At 33.9% G+C, this 1,512-nt stretch carries 1 pseudogene; it reads left to right on the top strand.

Going from position 1 to position 1,512, the window contains the following annotated elements:
- Positions 1–1,438 (top strand): annotated as a pseudogene (locus CK510_RS34615) (IS1634 family transposase); the annotation flags it as partial.
- Between the last annotated feature and the right edge of the window lie 74 nt (positions 1,439–1,512).

A 1,512-nucleotide genomic window follows, 5' to 3' on the forward strand; every position in this document is an offset into this window, starting at 1 on the left:
ATCTACATTAATATCACACTTAGATTCATCATCTCTCCATATGCATGGTGAGTCCACTCGGCGGTGTCGGTTTCCGTCCCGTCGAAGTGGCGAACCCGAAGGGGGAATATAAATCATGCTTACCAGAAGTTATATTTGAAAACGAAAAAGAAGAATTACAGTTCAAATCCAAACAATCTATAAGCATCACACATGGTTATTCTCGCGACCATAGACCCGACTTAAAACAGTTTTTGATGGAATTAATATGTACTGGAGATGGTGAGTCAGCGTTGCAGGAGGGTTTGCCTCCGTAGGCGACTGCGAACCCGAAGGGAGATATACCAATATTTTTTAAATCAGCATCTGGAAATCAAACAGATTCTCAATCCTTCGGGAAGATTGCAGTTGAGTATAAAAAACAAATGAAAGTTGACAGTTTAATCGTTGCCGACTGTGCATTATATACAGAACCGAATATTAAGTTAATGTCAGAAATTAAGTGGTTATCGAGAGTCCCTTTGACTATAAAAGAGGCACAATTATTAGTTTCGGAAACCCCAGAATCAGAATTTATTGACAGCGAATTATTAGGATATTCATTTGTCGCTAAAAGGAGTAATTACGGAGGGATAGAGCAGAGATGGTTAGTTGTGCAAAGTCAAGAAAGAAAAGAATCTGACTTAAGAAAACTATCACAAAAAATAATCAAAGATTTGGGAAAAAACAAAAGTGCATTGAAAAAAATATCGTCAGAAAAATTTGCATGTGAAGCTGATGCAATAAAAGAATTATCGAAACTATCTAAACAATTTAAATATCATCAACTAGAGAAGATAGAAGTAAATGCAATAACCCCAGAAAAACAAAAATTAGAAAAGCAAGAATCAGAAAATCAAAAAACCTACTATCTGATATCAGCAATAATAATTCAGGATGAAAGTAAAATCAACAAAGATAGATTGAGTGCAGGCAGATTTATACTTGCAACAAATGTTTTAGAAGAAAGTCAACTTGGTAACGGCACTATGATTTACGAATATAAAAGACAACAATCATGTGAAATCTTGCCACCGGGGAGTATCCCCGTGGCAAAGTTTCACGTGAGAGAGGATTTGCTTTTCTCAAAGACCCATTATTTTTTGCAGATAGTATTTATTTGAAAAGTCCGGAAAGAATCGAAGCGTTAGGTATGATAATGGGTTTATGTTTATTAGTCTACACCTTGGCACAACGATTGATAAGAACAGCCTTATATGAGGCACAATTAACTATAAAAAATCAATTAGGAAAATCAATAGATAATCCGACATTAAAGTGGATATTTCAATGTTTTCAAGCAATTCATCTTGTTACATTTAATCATCAAGCGCAAGTTTCTAATTGGAATCAAGATAGAGATTTCATTCTGAAGCTATTTCCTCAAGATTGTCATCGTTACTATCAAGTAGTCACATAATTATTGTTAAAATTATCTTTTTTATAATTATTAAATCCTACATAGGTTAGCTATTTTTTATATTAATAGCTCTA

Source organism: Brunnivagina elsteri CCALA 953 (assembly GCF_002289455.1).
GTDB classification, from domain to species: Bacteria; Cyanobacteriota; Cyanobacteriia; order Cyanobacteriales; family Nostocaceae; genus Brunnivagina; species Brunnivagina elsteri.